Here is a 20682-nt window from a genome sequence, read left to right on the forward strand (position 1 = left end):
ATCCCCCTTAAAAAGGGGGACTTTAAGCCCCCCTTTTTAAGGGGGGTTGGGGGGATTCTCTAGGATCTAAGTAGCAAACTATATTTTCCAAACATCCTCTGAGAGTAGTCTCTCCGACCAGAGCAACTGACTTGAATAATTCGTCATTTTTTCTTGACCCATTGGGCAGAATTCACAACTGTATCGATCGTGTCTTCAAAGATTGTCAGTCGTTCCAGATTGGCTTGACCATCACAGCCTAGATAGTGATGGATACTTTTTGTTTGCTTACCAGTTGAAACTGTAATTATTGCCGATGGGGCGTCTGTCATAAATACTTTACAACCATCTTTATCTGCAATATATTCATTTTGGAATGAATCTAACTTTACTTCCGCGATCGCTTTTTCCAATGTTTTAACTTGAGCTGTTGTCAAAGATGTTTGAGCTTTACCTTTGACTTTGACAGCTTCTTTACCTTCATAGTTCACCTTGCCACTACCAGAAATTGTGACTTTATACATGGGGCAACCTCCATAACAATCTGTTCTTTCTAATGTTATTGACTGGTATGGGGGGTAGGTTGGTAATGAAGGCGAAGTAGGTGTTATCGGTGGCTGTTGCGGGGCACTGCAAGCGACTAAAGACCATATTGCTAAGACCACGCCAGATTTAATTAGTTGTCGATCGTTCATTAAGTTACCAAATTTTATAAAGTAGGATGAGGCTCGATGGATTGCTAACTAAAAAAATTAGCAAATGTCTGACCTAAACTACATCAGTAGATGATGGTATTTCGGGATGTTACTGTCGATCGATTGTTGCACTAGTTGGCATCGTTGCCGCCGTGCGGAGTCGATTGCGCTTTATTATCGATTAACCTTACTGCTTCCCCAAACGGAAATCGGGCTAAATCTAAACCACCTGGAGTTACTACCCAGAGCGTCGGGAAGGCGGGTGCGGGAGTTGGAAACTCGCCATAGCCATCGGTGAGGTAGATGCAGATTGCTTGGCTATGTTCGTCCCAGGCTGCGCGGACGCGATCGAAAAAGGGGATAAAGGAAGTACCGCCACCACCTGCTGGCGGTGGAATGGGGGCATCGATCGAGATCGCATAAGGGCCATGGGCATCACAATCGACGTAGTATAGATCGCATTCGAGATGGGGATACGCGCCCAAAATGCCGTGGATTTCGCTCATGAATAGTGCCAGCAGTGTCGCGTTCACTGAGCCGCTAGTATCGATCGCCACATAGACTCGAACTGAGGTGGATTGCAATGCTTCGAGATAGAGTCCCCGTCCGACAAAACGGCGATCGAACCCCTGGAAATCGGTTGGGGTCTGGACTAAATATCGCCATAAATAGACTCGCCAGTCGATTTGCGGGCTAAAGATCGACTCAAACTCGCGTTCGATCCCGGTGGGGAGTTTCCCCGATTGAGTAGTGCTGGCAATTGCGGCTGCTTGCTGAAGTGCTTGTCGCCAATGTGCGGATAATTCCTCGCGGTGCCGGAGATCCAAGTTTGGGGTGGGGGCGAGATTTGTACAGTGCATGGCATGAGGATTGAGATCGCAACTTGATAACAAGTCGAGATCTGCTAATTGCCACTGCCGAACGCGTCCAGTGGCATCAGCTTCGGTTTCATTACCGCGCAATAATTCGTAGACTTCCTCAACGCTCAGTTGTTCTAGCTGCTCGTCGCGCAAGCCTCCTGGCGGTAGTTCAAATCCACTTTGAATAATTGTCCCATTCACCACAATATCGGCAGCCACATTCCACAACTGCGGATCTCGCTCTTGCGCGCGGATCGGGTGCAATAGTGCCGCGTGCAGGATCTCATGGATGAGGATACCCTCTTGTTGACCGATCGGTAGGGACTTGAGAAATTCGGGATTGAGAAAGATATCTCGGCCATCTGTGGCGGCACAGGGAATCGTCGTGCAGGACACAAAGCGAGTCAGCATCGCCAAAGTACCAAAAAATGGCGATTTCATTCGCAACCGGAGCAAGGATGCGCTAATGAGATGGTCGAAATCAACAGTGGGGGGACAAGCGTTCATCTCTTAATTAATCCCACGACCACCGGCATAATTAACAGTTAGCTATTTGTGAGCAACTGGACCGAGCACAGGTGAGTTTTAGAGTGGTAATCGCCACAAGATGGTGTCAACTATTGGTGCGGGGAGCATCTCGCCCCGAAAATCAAGAAATTGCACGACTAATAAATAGACGACCGCTAAGGCGATCGAAATTACACCGGAAATGATAGCGACAACCTTGGATCGATCCATAGCTAAAGTAATATCTCTAAATATTATTTGCTATGATAATAACACAAAATCAGATTCAATTGCCGAGTAATTGATGATGGCGATCGCTAATAGTGAATCGACCTAAGTTATTAGCGATCTGAAGAAGATACAATTTTGACAACTAAGCTTTGGGGACGATATTTGATAATAAATTCATTAATTGCATCGCGATCGACTGTAGTTGTAATGCCAATACAACCAGCCGTACCATCATAGCCATTGCTCTGATTGAAACTCCGATCAAGATGAATACCTAAATCGACACGTCCAGTTTCAAATTTTGGATAAATCCCAATAAAAGTCCGGCCAACTTCAGACATAGTTCCCGGGACGATGGCATTACTAACTTCATACATTCCATCTGGTAAAGGAGCGGCATTATTACCCATATGGCGATCGGCATTTTGAGTATTTACTGTACCAGAAACAGCATCGAATGTCCGATACTTTTGACCATTCACATATGCTTCGAGAGTATAAATCGGATTACCAACATCATTAGTTCCTTTGCTAGGATCTTTAACTAGTCGCAAGTAGTTATTGCTAAGTGGTGGCGGCGATACTGCGGCCAGATTTTTGGAACTAGGTCTACTTTTCCGTGTAACTTTGAGAGTGGGAGCGGGAGCTGTGACTTCAATATTAGTTGCGACTAAATCCTTACGTCTAGTTATAACTTTTGATTTGTTCTGACGATCGATCGTCGATCCTGCTAATGGCTTGAGATTAGATGTTAACGTAATATTTTTGCCGATCGCGGTAGTTTTATTAGTCCGCTCGGAATTAGATTTGAGTACTGGATGATGACGGCTAGGATTAGACCATCTCGGCTGAATCGTGCCAACGCGATCGAGATTATCTGGGACGATCGTCTTGGCTGGAATTGGCACTGCCAGATTGAGATCCGTGACAGATGGCAAGGATCGGACAGTCCGCGCCGCTGTACCTAGCGAAATTAGCGAGCGATCGATCGGCGCGGCATTAGCGGGTAAAATCTGCGTAATTGTGATAAATAATGGCAGCGCGATCGCTCTCGACAACCAGTTAATAGTCGATAGTTTCATGTTATTTCGGATAGATCTAATATTTGTTTTGAAAAATTAGCTGGCGATTTAGAGGATCGAACATCGCCGCTAATTTACAAACTCAGCTTGGCGATCTTAGAGGCTGTTTGAAAAGTTATTTTTGACACCCATAGTTGGTATGAATCCCCCTAAATCCCCCTTAAAAAGGGGGACTAAGAATCCGGTTCCCCCCTGCTTGGTGCGCTTCCTTGCGCGGGGAACCCGCGCGGAGCGCATCCGCTTTTTAAGGGGGTTAGGGGGATTTTCCAGGGTTTAGGCGTAACAAATTTGACTTTTCAAACACCCTCTTAGCGATCTGATTTCCAAGCAGCGGTCAAGAAAATTTTAAAATCGAGTTAAAACAATTTATTGAATTTAAATTCCTTACTATTAATTATGACATTCGATCGAGATGTTACCAGCGATCTAAATCACATTTAGTTAACGGTTTTGAGGCATAGAGCGCATGACAGTATTGCTGTCAATCACTCGCCAGCGACCCTGAGTTTTCATCAAAGAAAATGAAGATAATTGCTGCGAACTCATTGCTCTATTAGAGCCTCTAGCTCTCATCAGTTGAGTGACCTTGACGGTTGCATTCCGCTCGGAAAGTGCTATCAGTTCGATATCTTGGACTTCAATACTCATGTCAACGTTGTAAGCTTTCAACTTATCAAACATCCGTTGCATGTATGCCTTTTCATTGCTTGACGTCGTCACAGCAACTCGTGCCATTCGATCGACATTGTATTCATTCAAACCGCGATAAAACTCAGTCAATGTCCGATGAATACCCTTGACATCTGATTGCTGTTGGGAATTAAGATGAGCGGGCTTTCGATCGAGCTTTTCTCCTTTGACAATCAGCTTATCTTGACTAGTGACTGCCTGTACAGATCCAGCAGCTATCCCGGCATTGGCAATCTGAATGGTATTCGTGGTGACTAAAACTAGATTGATGAGTGCAGTTGCCGCAGTGACAAATAAATATTTAGACATGGTAAAAATCAGTAGGTTGACATCGATCTAGTTTTACAGGCCACGAATCGATTGTTCTTTTCTTTACATCGATCGTACTGAGGCATCCGGACACTAATCGAATTTTTGCCAAAAATCTCGATCGCCAGATCGTGCGCTCGACAAACTGTCACGATCGATCGGTAGAAATGTCCACAGATAAGGGAGGATAGTAGGCAACCCCCAGCCTGAAATTATGTCCCAGCCTTTAACAAAGTCGATGTGGCTAGAATTGCGGATCGATCCTGACGATCCAGATCTCCTGAACATCCTCGATCACCTGGTGCGATCGCAGATGCTCGATCGATCGCAAGTGCTGCAAATTGCCAAGGCTTGCTTGAGTGAAGAGCTGCCATTGCCAGACAACAAGGCACAGCCGGCGGCACCGACACTCGCACCGTCAGCAGCAGCCATCCCCGCAATTCCGGCCATGCGTACCATCTGGCAGAACCTCAAGGACGAATTGAGCGTGCGGTGGCTGCTATTTTTGGGGGTGTTTTTGGTCGTGCTCTCCTCTGGAGTCCTGGCAGCGACGCAATGGTCGCGATTTCCGGCGTGGGGACAATATGGATTACTGTGGCTGTACACGATCGGATTTTGGGTCGTTGGCAGGTGGGCGCGCCAACAGGAAGGCTTGCGGCTGACGGCGAATACCTTGCAACTAGTAACGCTGCTATTGATGCCCGTTAACTTTTGGGCGATCGATTCGTTTGGACTCTGGCAACAGCCGTTGGGACTAGTTACGGCGATCGTCGCTGGCTGCGGGCTGGGCGGGATCGTCTATCTCAAGCAACAACAGGAACGCGGATCTGGCTTATTGCTTGGTGCCTATCTGGTGACGAGCTGCTTGCAGCTAGGCTGGCAACTCCCCTACTGGCCGGCGATCGCGATTTATATCGGTGCGATTGGTGTGGCGATCGTCCTGCAAAAGGTGCGCCAGATCGAAGGTGGCGCACTGGCTGTTTATGGGGTGGGAATCTTACTGCTGCGCGGCTTATTCGTGGCGCATTTGCCACTATTTACCTTCGGTTTGGCGATCGGGATTGTCGGTTGGTTATTTACCCAATGGGGTCTGCAAAAAGATCGCCGACTCGATCGACTCACTCAGATCGGCCATGCGAAAACATCCCTACGGACAGCCCGCTATCGAGTCACCCTGAGCAATTTAGCGCGACTCTACCAGCGAGTCGGTGCTAGCTTACTGGTGTTTGGGTGGCTATTGAGTATCGGCGATTTGTTGAGTGGTTACCGCAATAGCTCCTGGCAAGCAGTCGCCGTCAGTAGTCTGGCTCTAGTCTGGATCTGGCAACGCCTGCGATCTCATCAACAAGATCGAGAAGTCATCGCTCTATTTATTGTCGGACTGCAAACCTATATCGTCAGCAATTTGCTGTGGGCACCCCTATCGACAGGGGCGATCTTGGCCAAGATTTTACCGTTCCTAGTCCTAGTCTTCGGTCAGAACTATATTTTCGCTGGCTCGTTATTAATTTTCCCTTATTTACTGTTGTGGGTGTGGATTACCAACTGGTTCTGGCACAAAGGCTGGCAGTCCTTGACCCGCACGGGTGAAATCCTCATTTTAGTGACTGGGGCATTGTTGCCACTAGTGAATCTGAGCACACCCCTGAGTCTACTCTTAGATCTATTAGCATCGACTGCAATTTTGGCACATTTGACCTTGCGGTACTTGCCAGTCAAATCGAGTTATATCTACCTTACCCACCTGTGTGGCTTGGCTACCATCTTTGCAGCCATCGCCTATGGCTGGACTTGGTATCCATCGCTGGCTAGCAATTTAATTAATGTCTCGAATGTCTTGGCGATCGCTTGCACGATCTTGACGGCGATCGAGTTGTGGTTATCGGCTCAACCCGTAAGGCGTGCAACAGACGGTTGGCAACGCAGTAGTTGGCATTTCGGTTTGGGGTTGGCAATATCTGCCTATGGCTGTTTCCTGACGATCGCCTCTTTCCCCACCACCCCATCGATGTGGCCGATCTGGTGGCTGCTGGTCCCGATCGCTTTTACCTATGTCGCGCTCCGACAGCCACCCGTTCAACCGTGGCAACTCACCAACCAACCCCGATCGGCTGGGTTGGCAATCCTGGGTTTAGGTGCCGGACTAGTACTGACGATCGATCGACCCGAATGGCGATCGATCTGGCTGATTGCAGCGGTGGGACTGATGTTCCCGATCGTCAAACGTCTCCAGCGCATCCTCCCCGCCGCGATTCAGATTGGATTTGGATTGGGATTGGGTGTGAATTTACTCGCTGAATCGATCGCTCCCAGTTATTGGTTCCTCATCGGCGCGTTGACATGTACCCTGCTCTGGTTTGTCAGTCCCAAATTACCTCGGATCTATGCGGTAGCTAGCGATCGGTGGGCGATCGGTTTAGCCGGAATGGGACTAGCGATCGGTTCTTTGAATTATGCCAATAATATTGCGCTCGATCTCCAGTGGTTGGGCAGCCTTCAGCGTAGTAATACACCTATTTTTGAAAATATCCAGCTCATCACCCTCTGCGCTGCGGTCATTTTGGCTGGATCGATGCGATCACGCAGCCAGTGGCAACATAATTCAATTCCGCAGCGGGTCTGGTTTTGGAGCTGCATTTGGGCATTACAGTTGGCTCTAAGTGCATTGGTACATTTATTAGGTGGCAATACGCTCATCCTCGCCACTGCCAATATCACCTTGGCTGTTCCCACTTGGCTCTGGATCGAGCGGGACGCACGCCAGCAACTGCCGAGCCTCACCACGCCAGGGATCGAATTCTTACCCATTCTGTTGGCGGGTTGGGGTTTAATCCTCCGACTGCCATTTTTCAATGCTGATACAGGATTGCTATCGATCGCTGCTGGTATCGTTTGGGTGTTAGCCAGTCGCCGCAGTTACAGATCGATCGGTTATGGCGGAATGCTGGCAGGGACATTGGGCTGTTACGAGCTAATTACCCATTACCTCCTTCAAGCACCTGGTGGTGGCAATATTGCCGATGCCTTCACCGTCTATGGCTTTGCCACCGCTTTACTCGCCTTAGCCTATCGATCGGGCGTGTGGTGGCGATCGCGGCAAGGTGGCGATCTGTGGTGGAATTTCCCACTCAAACACCTCAAAAATGTTGCCCATCTGCACTGGGCTGTCGCTAGTGCCTGGAAGATCGCCGCTGCAACGATGCCCGCTTTACCCCTGCCGCAACTGACACTCTTACATCTATTTATTAGCGGGTTATTAGGCGGATATGCCTTGATTCAAGCCCGCGATCTCGATGGCCGAGACTGGTGGATTTATGTCGGCTTTGCGGAGCTATTAGGCGTCGGCATCTATGCGCGATCGATCTTCCAGAATCTCGGCATCGTCGATGAAGGGTTAATTTTAGTCGCTTGTCTAGTGGGTTTACTGATCTTATTAGCTCCGTGGCGACAATGGGGCTGGCAAGATCGCCCGTGGCGAATAGTCGCATTATTATTACCCCTCTCACGAGTTGTATTTGAATGGGAGCAGATTTCGCTGCTCAATTTGATCATTCTTGCCGGATTTTATGCGGGAGTAGCACGCCGCCAACGCCAGTTTGGGTGGGCTTATCTGAGTCTGATCTTTATCAACTGGGCGGGGCTGAGACTGCTACTTGAGTATCACTTCAATAGTCCGTTCTGGGCGGCAGTCCTCATCGGTGCATCGATTTTAGCTGCTGTCCAATGGGACCCTTACTGGCAAAACTCTAAACAAAATCGTCATTATGGGCGAATCTTCGGCAGTGGCACGATCGCGATCGTCGCACTACTATGGCATCAACCATGGCTACCGATCGGGATCGGACTAGCAATCGCCGCCATCGGGTTAGTACTGAGGGTGCGCGCTTGGCTATATGTCGGCACGATCTCCTTACTGCTGACAGTTACCTATCAATTACTCTTGCTGATTACCGAGTACCCGATTACCAAATGGGCGATCGGGTTATTAGCAGGCGTGCTGATTATTACCCTAGCTGCTAATTTTGAACGTCGCAAAGCCCAAATCGAACGCGCCCTGCAACATTGGCTCGATCGATTCCAAGAGTGGGAGTGAACGTTAACTCACATAGGGCGGGCTACACAATTAACCTGTAGGGGCGCGGCCTTGTGCCCGCCCTGGGGTTATCGTAGTAATAGTATCTATAAATTGGAACAAGATGTCAGTTAATTAATTCTCGCCAAGCTCGATCGAATCCACACGCGATCGAGCTTGGCGATCTAAAATGGTTAAATTGCCATCCCGACCGAGATTAACCTGTTTATGGCTCGAAAATCTAAATCTGCATCTACTCGTCAGCCTGCTGACACCATCGATATCGCACCCAAATTCGATGGTTTAGCACCCTCAGATCTGCGCCTGCGGCTGGAAGCTTTGGAGCGGGATAATGAAAAGTTAATCAAGCAAATCGAGAAAAAACGCACAGAGCTAAATAATTTACTCGATCGGATTCGCGAAATCGGTGTGGAAGTAGCCCACCGGAGTGCGCCGATCCTCCAACAACTGTTGGAACTAGACGAAAAAATTCATGCCGGATTTGCCGAGATTTTTAGTGGCAAAAAACTCGGCAAACAGTCTCGAAAAAACATCGAGAAAATTTACTATACGCTGCAAATGTCGGGATTGATTAGCCCCCATCACCTGCCTGGGGAAGCTGAGGATGCAGACGAAGATCTCGATGATGAAGGTGACTGGGATGCGGAAGATTTTTTCGGTCGGGGTGGACGATCGCCGTTTGATAATCAAGTCGCATCGCCCCAACTCGATCGAGATGAATTGAAAAAGATTCGCCAAATTTTCTTGAGATTGGCAGATGTCTTTCATCCCGATAAAACCCTCGACGAGCACGATCGCGAGTATCGAACCGAAGTCATGAAAGAAATCAATCAAGCTTATCAAGCTGGCGATCTGGCGAAATTACTCGCGATCGAGAAACAACATCAGATGGGCGAAATCATCGATCGCGACAATGAAGACGATCTGACGCGCCGCTGCGCCCAGGTAGTACAAGAAAATGAATTTCTCACCAGTCAATTTGCCAATCTCAAACAAGAAATCCGCCAAACTAAAAACACGCCCGAAGGATCGATCGTCGCTGAATACAAGAAGCTGACTAAAAAAGGGATCGATCCGATCGGTGAAATGGTGGCGGAAACCGAATCACAAATTCAGATCGTGGCCGATGTGCACAAATTCGTCATCGATTTTCGCGATAAAAAGATGACGATTAAAGAGTTCATGAAAGGTCCTGCCGTTTTTCAACAAATGCAATCGGTGTCACCAGAGGAGTTATTGATGGAGCTGTTCGCTCAATTTTAGAAGGTGCTGTGACTCAGGATCTTCAGCTTATCCCTTGACAGCTTTTTTACTTCGATTGTCGATCTCAAGTACCAGATCGATCGAAACATCCTCAAAAAAAACTCCCACTAACTATGGGAGTTTTGAGGTCGAGATTTAATACCAAGCGTGGCTAAATAGTAGCGACATTGAATTGAAATCTCGATCGAGAATTAACCTGCGGATTTTACGAGTTTGGGTGCGCGGAAGAACTCATCACCCAGCGCAACTGGATTAGATTGTTTGTGGGCGATTGTCGGCACGGAATCGCGCAGATGTGCCGTCAGGGTGGTAGTCGTCGCATCATAAATCTGAGTCAGCAGTTTGGGATAGAAACCCACCCCGATAATCGGTACCAACAGACAGGCAATAATAAATACCTCTCTGGGTTCGGCATCGACTAACTCTTCATGCTCGACGAGTTCTTTGTTTTCGACGCCGTAGAAGATTTCTCGGAGCATCGATAGGAGATAAATCGGTGTCAGCACGACCCCGATCGCGGCAATTAGCACCATAATGACCTTAAACTCCGACGTATAAGCATCGCTGGTGCTAAAGCCGACAAAGATCATCAGTTCGGCGACAAAACCGCTCATCCCTGGTAATGCCAGCGACGCCATCGAGCAAGCGATGAACATCGCAAAGATCTTCTTCATCTTTTGGCCGACACCGCCCATTTCATCGAGCATCAGCGTGTGGGTGCGATCGTATGTTGCCCCCACCAAAAAGAATAAACTCGCCCCAATCAAGCCGTGGGAAACCATTTGCAAGACGGCACCACTCATCCCCAGATCGGTAAATGACGCGATCCCAATTAGGACGAATCCCATGTGCGAGATCGAAGAATAAGCAATCTTCCGTTTGAGGTTGCGTTGGGCGAATGAAGTCAGGGCGGCATAGACAATATTCACCACCCCTAACACGATCAGCACGGGTGCAAACGCCGCATGAGCCTCTGGTAACATCCCCGCATTCATCCGAATCAGCGCATACCCACCCATCTTCAGCAGTACTCCCGCTAGCAACATGTGGACGGGGGCAGTAGCTTCGCCATGAGCGTCGGGGAGCCAAGTATGCAGGGGAATAATCGGTAATTTGACCCCGTAGGCAATTAATAAGCCCGCATACATAAAGAGCTGGAAATTGTGGCCATAATTTTTGGCGGCTAATGTCCGCATATCAAAGCTGATCGTATCGCCATAGAATCCCATCGCTAAAGCAGCTACCAGGATAAATAAGGAACCGCCAGCCGTATAGAGGATGAATTTGGTCGAAGCATACAATCGCTTCTTCCCGCCCCAAATTGCCAGGAATAGATACACCGGAATCAGTTCCAATTCCCACACGAGGAAAAATAACAACATATCCTGAACGGCGAACACGGCAATCTGGCCGCCGAACATGATCAACATCAGGAAGTAAAACAGTTTGGGCTTAAATGTCACTGGCCAAGCTGCCAAAATTGCCAGGGTCGTCACAAAGCCTGTGAGTAGGATCAGCGGCATCGAAATCCCATCAACGCCCACCGACCATCTCAGATCGATTTGGGGAATCCACGTATAACTTTCGACCAACTGTAACTGGTCGCTATGAATGTCATAGTGATTGGCAAAAGTGTAGACGAGTAAGACAAAATCGATCAGTCCGATAATCAGCGCGTACCACCTTACCGTGCGCCCATCTTTGTCCGGAATGATGGGAATCGCCAGGGAAGCGAGAATCGGAAATAAAATCAGCGTTGTCAGCCAAGGAAAGCTATTCATAGGCAGTTAAAATCGGGAAATGCCCAATAGAGTAGTTAGTATAATTAGTGTCGATCGTACCGTAGGGTGCTAACTGGTCTAAATTGCTCCAGGAAGATTGACGCCAAGCGGACTCTCTGCGAATGCCATGTACTGGTGGATCGATCGCGAGGGCGGCTGATATTGTTAATCTAACAAATAATTTTGGCAGTATATTTAAGCCTCGGATCGATGACAGGCAGCTAGTTTGATTTGCTGAATCTGGGTTTTAGCTGTTAGCCGCCATACATCCTAACCACTGTAGGCGATCCCCATCTACTGGTGCGGGGATCTAATAATTCCTTAACAAGTTTTTTCGAGTCATGGGATCTTCCAATCCCATAGATCGTCGGGTACTCAAACTGACAACTAAAAATATACGTCAGAACTAACGGGCATTTTAATTGAGGTACGTTAATATAGAGGTATATTAACCTCGGCGTATACTCGATCGAGTCCTACTATGGATCATCAGCGAGACAGAGTCCCTTTAAGTGAAATTGTTGGTAGAGATGCTTTGGCTCGACAGGCTTGGCAAATGCTGGCGGAGAAAAGTATCGTTTTAACTGCCGAGCGGCGAATGGGCAAAACATACCTGTTGTATAAGTTACAGGGAGAAGCCGCTGTGCAGCAGCAAAACTGGGTGCAGGGATGGTTGTGCTTGTATCAGGATTTATCCGGTTGTTCCTCGCCGTTAGAATTTGTGCAGAGCGTATTTGATACCGCGCAAGAGTTATTAGGATTGCGCCGAAAAGCAGCGGAAGAAACCAGAAGGTTTCTGAGTCGCTTTCAAGAGTTAAAAGTCGGTCCGATTCAGCTACCGAAGTCAGCAATACCAGAGTGGAAGGGAATTTTACGATCGATCTTTGCCGATCTGTCAACGCAATTACCAGACGACAGAGTAGTATTTTTGTGGGATGAATTTCCGGTGATGTTGGATAAAATCACCGAGCAGGAAGGTGGAGAGAGAATTGCTGGCGAAATCCTGAATTTATTGCATACGCTCAGAGCCGAGTATCCGCGCGTGCGGATGATTTTGACTGGTTCGGTTGGTTTACATCACATTCTGAATAAGTTGAGGCAAAGCGGCTTTAACAATCCGGTAAACAACGACATGGATGTGTTGTCTGTAACACCATTCGAGCCTGAGATTGCGATCGATTTTGCCCGCTCGCAGTTAGAATCCAAGGCAATTCCCTGTCAAGATTTGGCGGCAACAGCCAAGATAATCGCGCAAGAAGTGGATAATATTCCGTTCTATATTAATGGATTAGTCAAACGATTTCGCTATCATCCTCAAGATCGACCATTGACGATCGATGTCGATATAATTAGGCAAGAGGTGCGAGCTTTATTAGTCGATGCTGATAATACTTGGCACATGGCACATTATCTCGATCGGATTAAAAATTACTATGGAGATATCGATAGTGAATTAGTGCGGCTAATTTTAGACACAATTGCAGCGGAAGAACAAGCAATTGCAACGAAAGATATCATCAAAATTATTCAGAACACTAGTCAGTCACCAATTCCAGACCAAACGATTCGCGATTTACTCAAGTTACTAGAACAAGACCATTATTTAACAAAAGACTCGATCGATCTCAAATACAGATTTCGCTATTCTCTAATTCGACGGTATTGGCAATGTCAGAGAGGTTAGATCGAAGCCAAGTGGTTAGAAACCACTCCTCTGCGAAGGTAGACGCTCCGCGAACAGAGTGCAAAGTCCGCCTACGCGGACTAATTAATATTCAGTCCGCGTAGCGATGCGCGCTCGTCGGGAAACCCGACGGTTTAGCGCATTAAGACAGGCGGACTTTGCATCACTAGCCGCGATTTTAATCGCAGGCACTTATCGCAGACAATTAGTAATTATCAACTCAGGTTAGATAAGTGAATACTCCTTTAGCACAACAACTAGCTCTATCTACCTTTACCCCTAGCACCATGTCACAGGAGACACTAGAGGGGATGTTTGTCCAGCGAGAACAACTACTACAATCGATCGTTCAAGATTTAGCTGCTAGTGTCGATAGTGCCAAACAATATTTGATGCTAGTTGGAGCCAGAGGCATGGGGAAAACTCATTTTGTTTCCCTCGTTTATCATCGACTCAAACAAAAGCCCGAACTGCACGATCGATTATTGATTGCATGGCTGCGAGAGGAAGAATATGGTGTTAACTCTTGGCTATATTTAATCATTGAAATCTTGCGATCGATAAGTCAAGAAGGGATCGACACAACAGAGCAGGTTAAAAAGTTAGCAGGTTTACCCATTTCCGAAGCCGAATATCTAGCCAATCGAGTATTAACTGAAGTAATCGGCGATCGAACCCTATTAATTATCACTGAAAACATCGACAAACTATTATACGGATTGGGCGATAAAGAACAGTGGAAATTTCGCGCCTTTCTCCAAGAGACTAATTGCTGTAGCATTTTAGCCACCACGCCCAAGATTTCCGAAGATACTAGCAAAAAAGACAAACCTTTTTTCGGCTTCTTTACTTCCATCCATTTACCAACTTTTGGACATCCCGATGCCGTAGCAATGCTGATTAAAATTGCCAATTTATCTGGCAATACTCAGCTAGCCAAGTTTTTAAATACCGATGAAGGCAAAAGCCGCGTTCGTGCGCTCCATCATTTAGCAGGCGGCAATCCGCGCGTCTATGCCCTGTTCGCTCAACTGATAACGGAAGATACTTTAGAGGCGTTATTACCAGCCGTCATCGAGATGCTGGACAAGCTGACACCTTATTATCAGTCTAGAGTAGAGAGCCTGGGACAGTCGGACGACCAACAAAAAATCGTCATGTATCTAGCGCGAGAAACTAGAGCGGTAACGGTGAAGGAAATTACGGCACAATGTTTTATTTCTAGCGAACGGACGACTTCTAACGCGCTCAAGAAGTTGAAAGATAAGGGATATGTAGTTTCTACGCAGCGAGGGCGAGAAGTTTACTATGAGATTTCTGAAGTTTTGATGCGGCTATGCTTGGAGATGAAGAATGCTCGCAATGGCGATCTTAAGTTGTGTGTGGATTTTCTACGAATTTGGTATCGGCCGAATGAGCGTCAGGAATATTTAGAACAATTGGAAGCAAATGGGAAGTTAGAACATGCTAAATATTTTCGGCTTTCTTTAGCAAATGCTAAGTTCGATCCGATTCTCTTAGCTTGTCAGAAAGATTTATATAAATATTTTGATGATGGGGATACGGATGCCGTGTTAGCAGTGTGGAAAGAATTAGTTAGTGTCAATAATATTGGTGAATCTGAAGATCGATGGATAGTTGGACTAATTAATAGTGATAAATCGGCTGATGCATTAGCAGTAATCGAAGCTCTGTTAGGAGGGGATTCGATTGAAGAGTTATATCTACAAGGTTTATTACTCTATGAATCTGAACAATGGGATAGAGCCTTAGAAATATTCGATCTTGCCATTAGGCTTCAGCCTAATAATCACAAAATCTGGTATAAGCGTAGTAAAGTATTGGGAGAACTAGGCAGGCATGAAGAAGCAGTTACTAGCTACGATCGCACTATTGAGCTTAAATTAGATGATGATTGTAGTTGGATAGCCCGTGGCTATGTACTAAGTTGTTTGGAAAGAGAAGAAGAAGCTATTAATAGTTACAATCGTGCTATTCAAATTGAACCAAATGAAAACTCTTATTGGTTTTTACTCGGACTTTCACTAACCACTTTGGAAAAGTATGAAGAAGCAATTACTAGCTATGAGCGAGCCATTCAGCTTAAGCCAGATTATCAGTCAGCATGGAGATGGCGTAGTTTTACGCTGGGAAAATTAGACAGGGATAAAGAATCAATTGCTAGCTATGAGCGAACTATTCAACTTAATCCAGATAATATTTTCGATTTTTTGTATCGTGGATATCTGCTAAATAAATTAGCTAAACATGAAGAAGCCATTGCTAGTTACGAACAAGCTATTCAAATTGAGCCACGTGATAACTTGGATTGGTCTTTTCGTGGAGATGCGTTGAATAAATTGGGAAGATATGAAGACGCTATTGCTAGTTACGATTATGCTATTCAACTTAAACCAGATGACGATCTTTCTACTCTCTGTCGTGAGATTGCGCTGGACAATTTAGTTGCAAGCTTACACGATCGAGCATTAGCTGATTTTAAACAGGAGAATTATGCTGATGCGTTAACATCATGGCAAAAAGTTTTTAAAAATATTCAACAAGAGCAACTTGGTAATGCCAGCGATCTCATTCAAGAATTCCTCGACGAACAACTATTACCCAAATTCCAACAACCAGCAGTTCGCGACATCCTCCCTCAAATCCTCACCATCTACACCACCGCCCAAGTCCTCCCCGAACTCGGTGTCGCCCTCACCCGCAACCTCAAAGCCATCCAATCCCCCACCATCAGCGACTACACCGCCACCGAGTGGCTGAAGATGTGGCAAGAATTGGGAAAACCTCACCCCGAATTAGCCCTCGCCCTGAGAATGCTGGAAGCTGGGATTAAATATAAGCAAAATCCGACGGACGATCGAGTCTTTCTGAGTTTACCCCAGGAAATGCGTCCATTATTGCGGGAGGCTCTAGGTTTAGAGCCTTGAAATAGGGTTGAGGTAGGGGTAATTCATGAAGCGGCGGTTTTATTCGGAGGTTCCCTCCGAATAAAAAAACCGACAAGACAGCGGCTCGCGCCCGCCTTTGTTTCCCGACGGTTTAGCGAGACAAGACATTACCCCTACCTCAACTAGATTCGATCGATTATCCTACTTCACAAACCAATTCAATAACGTCGAAACGATCGACAACACGATCGAGCCTACTATTGCGGGGACGATCCCACCAATTTGAAATCCTGGCACGTACCACGAGACAAACATCAAACACAGCACATTGATCGCTAGTGAAGACAAGCCCAATGTCAGGATTGTCAAAGGAAACGTCAGAAATTTGAGTACCGGACGCACCGTACTATTAATCAAACCTAATAAGAAAGCCGCAATTAAAGCGGTGATCACATCTCGCAGTCGAAATTGTCCCGGCAAAAAATGGTCGATAATCCGCTGCGTAATCAAAAACGCGATCGCATTGAGCACCCAGGTAATGAGTAGTTTGAACATTGGGGTTAGGGAATTGGGGACTGGGGGACTAGGGGACTGGGGGACTGGTTTTGCGATAAACTGTCGATATTAAGGAATGTAAAATCAGGTTAAGCTAGCCTTGCCCGATCTAAGTTTTCACTAGCCTGCGGTCGCAGCACAACTGTTTACTGGAAAATATGCCTACTATTATCGCTCTCATCCTGGCTTCAATTTTAATATTCTTTCCCGGTCAGGCGATTGCGGCAGGGGGAACTGCTTCATACAAGCCATCGTTATCCTACGATAATGCCGAACTCAACGGTCAAGATTTTTCGGGACAAGATCTCAAGACGGCCACATTTACTACTGCTAAGTTGGATCGAACCAATTTTGCGGGAGCAGATCTTACAGGTGCCGTGATTAGCTCCTCAACCCTGAACGCTACTAATCTCCACGGTGCCAATCTCTCTCAAGGCTTGCTCGATCAAGTCCGGTTTGTCAATGCCGATCTCAGCGATGCGGTATTCGTGGAAGCAATGATGCTGAGATCGACATTCAAGAATACTAATATTGCTGGCGCAGACTTTACCGATGCAATCTTGGGCAAGCTTCAGCAAAAAGAACTCTGCAAGATTGCCACTGGCATCAATCCCAAAACTGGTGTTGCCACTCGCGATTCTCTGGCCTGTAAATAACGGAGCAACGACAGGGGACGGGTGTATAATTCTAACGCCAGCACAGCTAGCAATTTAGCGCGAATGTGCTGGTATCTCATATGAATTGAAATGAAACGAATTGGTGTAATTGGTGGCGGACAACTAGCCTGGATGATGGCTAGTGCCGCCCAAACATTGGGGATCGAACTGGTCGTCCAGACGCCCCACCCTGACGATGTTGCGGTTAGTTTGGCAGCAGAGACAGTCTTGGCCGAGATTGATGATGTCGCCGCTACCGCCGTGCTAGCGCAAAAATGTGATGTCATTACCTTTGAAAATGAGTTTGTCGATCTCGATGGCTTGGGCAAACTCGCCGCGACGGATGATGCCTGCTTTCTGCCGCCCTTGTCAGCGTTAGCTCCATTATTAGATAAATATACCCAACGTTGCTACCTGCAAGAATTGGGCTTACCTGTGCCCCAGTTCGCGCTACTAGAGCGAGCAGCATTACCCCCGTGGTTTGAATTTCCCGTTGTTGTCAAAGCGCGCCGCAATGGTTATGACGGCCAGGGGACATTTATTATCAAAACTCAAGCTGCCCTGGAGAGCCTGTGCGATCGCTATCCCGACACGCCATTCTTACTAGAAGAATTTGTCAATTTCGATCGCGAGTTGGCCGTCATCGCGGCTAGAGGTGTCGATGGTGAGGTAGTTACCTATCCGATCCTAGAGACTCAACAGGAAGACCAGGTCTGTCGGCGGGTCTTTACCATCCAAGATTTACCTGCCCAGACGATCGATCTGTGTGACTCGATCGCATCGAAGTTAATGACTAGTCTAGCTGCGGTTGGGGTGTTTGGGATCGAGTTATTTGCCACGCCCGACGGCCGAGTATTGGTGAATGAAATTGCCCCCCGTACGCACAATTCGGGACATCTGACGATCGAAGCCTGTGCTACTTCCCAATTTAGCCAACTAATTCGGGCGGTAGCTGGTTTACCGTTGGGCAGTACCGCTCTCACCTGTGGGAGCGCAGTGATGGTCAATTTGTTAGGTTACGAGGATACTCAGAGCGACTATCTCGCCAAACGCCAGCAAATAGCCGCTCTGCCCCATGCCCACCTCCACTGGTATGGCAAGCAGTCGCGAGTCGGCCGCAAACTCGGTCATGTGACGCTGCTCGTCGCTACCGATGCCAAAAATGAGCGGCCAGATTATCGATTGCCGGCTGAAGCCTTAGCGCGACAGGTAGAGGCAATTTGGTATACATAAACGCCTGTAGCGGCGATGGGATCTGGATGTCTCGGCGCGATCGTCAAACCCTTAATTACTCTGTCGGGATAAATAATGATAAAACTTCACAAAACTTGACGCAGTGGCTCAGTTAAGCGAAACTTACTTATAATGCAAGTAATAACTCGACTAAATAATAACCTTTACCAAGTTTTGGCAGGCTGCGATATTTCGATCGACTTTGGTGGTGCATGTTGCTGGCGATCGACACTCATTCCCCAAATGTCATCTACCGATCGGGTCTAAATAATTTCGATCTGACTAAATATAATGTCTATTAACTACAAATAGCCGGAGGACTGACAGCACCGATGAGCATGGAGACGCTAGAGTTTATCATCTACCCCGATGGACGAGTGCAGGAAAAAGTCACTGGTGTAGTGGGTCAGTCTTGCACCGTAGTAACAGCAGCGATCGAATCCGAACTCGGTCATGTCGTCAGCCAAGAACAAACCGCCGAATATTTCACCCCCACGCTCGAACTCACCGCCACAGCTACCACTCAAGCCACCTGGTAACTTGAGAGTTTGAGATTGGCAATCCTAAAGATGTTTGTCGATTTTCTCCTAGTGTTAGCAAGCTCTTGAAATTAGTCTGAGATTGAAGCACCTCTGGCCAATCTTTGAACTATCAACTATCAACTATCAACTATCAACTAATTTTATGTCCCACTTTAGCAATATTAAAACCAAGATTCGGAATGTCGAGTCCCTCACCGCTGCCTTGACGGATCTGGGTATCGATTGGCAAACCGGATCGCAACCAGTGCGTGGTTATCAGGGCGACACGCGGACGGCAGTCGTCACGATCCAGCAGGATAATGGCTATGATATTGGATTTTGTGACAATGGCAACAACGAATACGAACTAGTCGCTGACTTGCAATTCTGGCAACAAAATTGGTCGGTCGATCGGTTCTTGAATCAAGTTACCCAACGCTATGCATATCATACGGTACTGACTGAAGCGACCAAACAAGGTTTCCAAGTCGCCGAAGAGCGCAACCAACAAGATGGTTCGATTAAGTTGGTAGTTCAACGTTGGAACGCTTAAAATTATGAGCGATTTTACCCCACCAATGGACGGCAACCAGTCGGGTTTCGAGCCAGAACTCGGCGGCTATCTGCGTGATGCCGAAGATCGATCTGGTTTCGAGCCGGAACTAGGTGGGGTATGGCGACAAAAAGGCGTCTACGTGGATGAGATGACTTGTATCGGGTGTTTGCATTGCGCGCATACCGCCCGCAATACATTTTTTATCGAGCCGGAATACGGTAGAGCGAGGGTAGTGCGTCAAGATGGCGATCTCGAAGATACGATCCAAGAAGCGATCGATACTTGTCCGGTGAATTGTATTCAGTGGGTTGATTATACCGAGCTAAAGAAATTAGAAACCGAACGCCAATATCAAGAAATTCCGATGGCTGGATTTCCAGTCGATCGAGCCGCAGTTGCTGCCAAGATCCGCCGTCGCAAACTCGATCGACTCAAAAAACTAGGGTAATTTACGCTGTGTATGCCGATCCCAAGCGTTATATTTGCAGGGATGTGAAGATGAGAATTAAGTCCTAATTTTATATAATTATGACTCAACTTAGTCGTCGATCGTCTGTGCATCATCGTGCAGATAACGGCAGCCACAGTGGTTTACTAGCGGATGGAAATGGTAGTAATCTGGATCGACATATTCGATCAAATATTTCATCGTGACGTTTTTACAGATCGAAGCAGCGGTGGATAACAGGATCGCGAATAAAACCTGTTTTTGTTTGGGCGACAACCGATCGAACATGTTTAACCTCAAGGGATGGGGTGCATGTATCCTTAAATTAATTGAGAATTGAGAATTGATAATTGAGAATTGGGTTGTTAGGATGGGGATTTAAACCCCACCCTAACAACAATCCACCTAAAAGGTGGGGGCTTTAAACCCCTGCGTCTCGTTAAATTCAGTTCGGGTTAAGGATATTTGCTTCGTTTAAGCACCGCACTCGATTGTGTCTTGTCTCGCTGTCTTGTCGTTTTTTTATTCGGGGGGAACCCCCGAATAAAAACGCCGCAAAACCGTCGGGTTCCCCCATTCCTGACAAGTTAAGGTTAGTGGTTGTTTGAGATGAACAAGATAAATGTGGAG

At 47.0% G+C, this 20682-nt stretch carries 18 protein-coding genes; 10 read left to right on the forward strand and 8 right to left on the reverse strand.

All coding sequences use genetic code 11. The features are described 5' to 3' along the window. Window positions 1–143 precede the first annotated feature (143 nt). The 5 genes from RMO27_RS03455 to RMO27_RS03475 all read right to left on the reverse strand — a co-directional run bounded on the left by RMO27_RS03455 (window position 144) and on the right by RMO27_RS03475 (window position 4353). Complete coding sequence (locus tag RMO27_RS03455; RefSeq protein ID WP_309729126.1) at window positions 144–674, reverse strand: DUF6438 domain-containing protein; 531 nt, start codon at window positions 672–674, stop codon at window positions 144–146. A 131-nt stretch (window positions 675–805) separates the two neighbouring features. Beyond that, complete coding sequence (locus tag RMO27_RS03460) at window positions 806–2041, reverse strand: DUF2201 family putative metallopeptidase (protein ID WP_309729127.1); 1236 nt, start codon at window positions 2039–2041, stop codon at window positions 806–808. 78 nt (window positions 2042–2119) lie between these two features. Further along, window positions 2120–2272 carry a hypothetical protein gene (locus RMO27_RS03465; RefSeq protein ID WP_309729129.1) on the reverse strand — a complete coding sequence of 51 codons (153 nt, stop codon included), beginning with the start codon at window positions 2270–2272 and terminating at the stop codon, window positions 2120–2122. A gap of 110 nt (window positions 2273–2382) precedes the next feature. Further along, window positions 2383–3354, reverse strand: coding sequence for a hypothetical protein (locus tag RMO27_RS03470; RefSeq protein WP_309729131.1), 972 nt, complete (start codon window positions 3352–3354; stop codon window positions 2383–2385). Window positions 3355–3795: 441 nt separating this feature from the next. After that, on the reverse strand, window positions 3796–4353 hold the full coding sequence (locus tag RMO27_RS03475) for a hypothetical protein (RefSeq protein ID WP_309729132.1): 558 nt from the start codon (window positions 4351–4353) through the stop codon (window positions 3796–3798). Window positions 4354–4567: 214 nt separating this feature from the next. Here RMO27_RS03475 and RMO27_RS03480 point away from each other — a divergent pair, with 214 nt between their 5' ends. Both RMO27_RS03480 and RMO27_RS03485 read left to right on the forward strand, forming a co-directional pair. Further along, the gene (locus RMO27_RS03480; protein WP_309729134.1) at window positions 4568–8446 is read left to right on the forward strand and encodes a hypothetical protein; all 3879 of its coding nucleotides are present in this window, start codon (window positions 4568–4570) and stop codon (window positions 8444–8446) included. Window positions 8447–8653: 207 nt separating this feature from the next. Next, window positions 8654–9709 (forward strand): J domain-containing protein, encoded by a 1056-nt coding sequence (locus RMO27_RS03485; RefSeq protein WP_309729136.1) that lies wholly within the window; start codon window positions 8654–8656, stop codon window positions 9707–9709. Window positions 9710–9900: 191 nt separating this feature from the next. Here RMO27_RS03485 and RMO27_RS03490 read toward each other — a convergent pair whose 3' ends face one another. Then, window positions 9901–11490: an NAD(P)H-quinone oxidoreductase subunit 4 gene (locus RMO27_RS03490; protein ID WP_309729138.1), complete on the reverse strand. Its 1590-nt coding sequence runs from the start codon at window positions 11488–11490 to the stop codon at window positions 9901–9903. A 481-nt stretch (window positions 11491–11971) separates the two neighbouring features. On the opposite strand from RMO27_RS03490, the gene RMO27_RS03495 reads away from it, so the two are divergent. Beyond that, a complete protein-coding gene (locus tag RMO27_RS03495; RefSeq protein WP_309729140.1) occupies window positions 11972–13174 on the forward strand; it encodes a hypothetical protein in 1203 nt (400 codons plus the stop codon). A gap of 233 nt (window positions 13175–13407) precedes the next feature. Continuing rightward, window positions 13408–16122 (forward strand): tetratricopeptide repeat protein, encoded by a 2715-nt coding sequence (locus RMO27_RS03500; RefSeq protein WP_309729142.1) that lies wholly within the window; start codon window positions 13408–13410, stop codon window positions 16120–16122. Between the two features lie 162 nt (window positions 16123–16284). Here the strand turns inward: RMO27_RS03500 and RMO27_RS03505 are convergent, their stop codons facing one another. Further along, window positions 16285–16638, reverse strand: coding sequence for a phage holin family protein (locus RMO27_RS03505; protein WP_309729145.1), 354 nt, complete (start codon window positions 16636–16638; stop codon window positions 16285–16287). A 158-nt stretch (window positions 16639–16796) separates the two neighbouring features. Between RMO27_RS03505 and RMO27_RS03510 the strand changes: the two genes are divergently transcribed. The 6 genes from RMO27_RS03510 (at window position 16797) to RMO27_RS03535 (ending at window position 20052) form a co-directional block, all read left to right on the forward strand. Continuing rightward, on the forward strand, window positions 16797–17294 hold the full coding sequence (locus RMO27_RS03510) for a pentapeptide repeat-containing protein (RefSeq protein ID WP_309729147.1): 498 nt from the start codon (window positions 16797–16799) through the stop codon (window positions 17292–17294). A 90-nt stretch (window positions 17295–17384) separates the two neighbouring features. Further along, window positions 17385–18527 (forward strand): 5-(carboxyamino)imidazole ribonucleotide synthase, encoded by a 1143-nt coding sequence (locus tag RMO27_RS03515; protein WP_309729149.1) that lies wholly within the window; start codon window positions 17385–17387, stop codon window positions 18525–18527. A gap of 132 nt (window positions 18528–18659) precedes the next feature. Further along, on the forward strand, window positions 18660–18794 hold the full coding sequence (locus RMO27_RS03520) for a hypothetical protein (RefSeq protein WP_309729151.1): 135 nt from the start codon (window positions 18660–18662) through the stop codon (window positions 18792–18794). A gap of 65 nt (window positions 18795–18859) precedes the next feature. Further along, window positions 18860–19066, forward strand: a complete 207-nt coding sequence (locus RMO27_RS03525; protein ID WP_309729153.1) for a DUF2997 domain-containing protein — start codon at window positions 18860–18862, stop codon at window positions 19064–19066. Between the two features lie 145 nt (window positions 19067–19211). Then, a complete protein-coding gene (locus tag RMO27_RS03530; RefSeq protein ID WP_309729155.1) occupies window positions 19212–19601 on the forward strand; it encodes a DUF1257 domain-containing protein in 390 nt (129 codons plus the stop codon). A gap of 4 nt (window positions 19602–19605) precedes the next feature. Next, the gene (locus tag RMO27_RS03535) at window positions 19606–20052 is read left to right on the forward strand and encodes a ferredoxin (RefSeq protein WP_309729157.1); all 447 of its coding nucleotides are present in this window, start codon (window positions 19606–19608) and stop codon (window positions 20050–20052) included. Window positions 20053–20142: 90 nt separating this feature from the next. On the opposite strand, the gene RMO27_RS03540 is transcribed toward RMO27_RS03535, so the two are convergent. Next, the gene (locus tag RMO27_RS03540; RefSeq protein ID WP_309729159.1) at window positions 20143–20340 is read right to left on the reverse strand and encodes a hypothetical protein; all 198 of its coding nucleotides are present in this window, start codon (window positions 20338–20340) and stop codon (window positions 20143–20145) included. Window positions 20341–20682 lie beyond the last annotated feature (342 nt).

Source organism: Chamaesiphon sp. OTE_75_metabat_556 (genome assembly GCF_031378165.1).
In the GTDB taxonomy this organism is placed as follows: Bacteria; Cyanobacteriota; Cyanobacteriia; order Cyanobacteriales; family Chamaesiphonaceae; genus Chamaesiphon.